Here is a 1,145-nt window from a genome sequence, read left to right as displayed (position 1 = left end):
GTATTAAGCAGAGTTTCAGGGTTATTTTCAAGAAGAGGATATAATATTGATAGTTTAACTGTTGGTAGAACTGAAAATAAAGAAATTTCAAGAATGACAATTACATTAAATGGAGATATAGATGTACTAGAACAAGTTGTAAAACAACTTAACAAGTTAGAAGATGTTATAAGAGTTGTTAATCTTAAAGAATCAAATTCAGTATACAGAGAGCTTGTTTTAATAAAAGTTAAAGCTGATGCAGAAAGACGTGCGGCAATAAACGAGATAGTAAAAATATTTAGATGTAAGATTATAGATGTATCAGTTGATACATTAACTATTGAACTTACTGGAGATGGAAATAAAGTTTCTGCACTTATAAAACTTATGGAAGAATACGGAATAGAAGAACTTGTAAGAACAGGAGTTACAGCTCTTCAAAGAGGCGAAAATACAATAAGAAATACTAAGAATATTTTTGAATAATTTTTTATGGAGGTATATTAATGACTGACAGAAAAGTTAATATATTTGATTCCACATTAAGAGATGGTTCTCAAGGACAAGGAATATCTTTTTCTTTGGAGGACAAGCTAAAGATAGTAAAGATTCTTGATGATATTGGAATTGATTATATTGAGGCAGGAAATCCAGGCTCAAATCCAAAGGACATGGAATTTTTTAAGAGAATAAAAGATATTAAACTTAAAAATTCAAAAATTGCAGCTTTTGGATCTACAAGAAGGGCTGGCACAAAAGCAGCTGAGGATAAAAACGTCCAAAGCATTTTAAGTGCAGAAACAGACGTGGTTGTTATATTCGGAAAGTCATGGGATTTTCAAGTTACAGATATATTAAAAACTACATTAGATGAAAACTTAGAAATGATAAAAGATACGGTTAATTTCTTTGTTTTAAAAGGAAAAGAAGTTATTTTTGATGCTGAACATTTTTTCGATGGATATAAAAATAATAAGGATTATGCAATTGATACATTAAAGGCAGCAGCTGATGCAGGAGCAAGTACAGTTGTATTATGTGATACAAATGGCGGTACTATGCCAAATGAGGTTTGTGAAATTGTTAAAGATGTAAAAGAAAAGGTAGATTGTATAGTAGGTGTACATTGTCATAATGATATAGGTATGGCAGTTGCTAATTCA

General features: G+C 30.1%; 1 protein-coding gene and 1 pseudogene. Both read left to right on the top strand.

What is annotated here, in order from left to right; all coding sequences use genetic code 11:
- Window positions 1–468: acetolactate synthase small subunit (gene ilvN, locus ACWI69_RS12190; protein ID WP_448822102.1), on the top strand; the 468-nt coding region annotated here is incomplete at its 5' end.
- Between the two features lie 20 nt (window positions 469–488).
- Window positions 489–1,145, top strand: a pseudogene (locus ACWI69_RS12185) (citramalate synthase); the annotation flags it as partial.

Source organism: Cetobacterium sp. (genome assembly GCF_977044495.1).
This window is presented reverse-complemented; position numbering and strand designations above follow the sequence as displayed.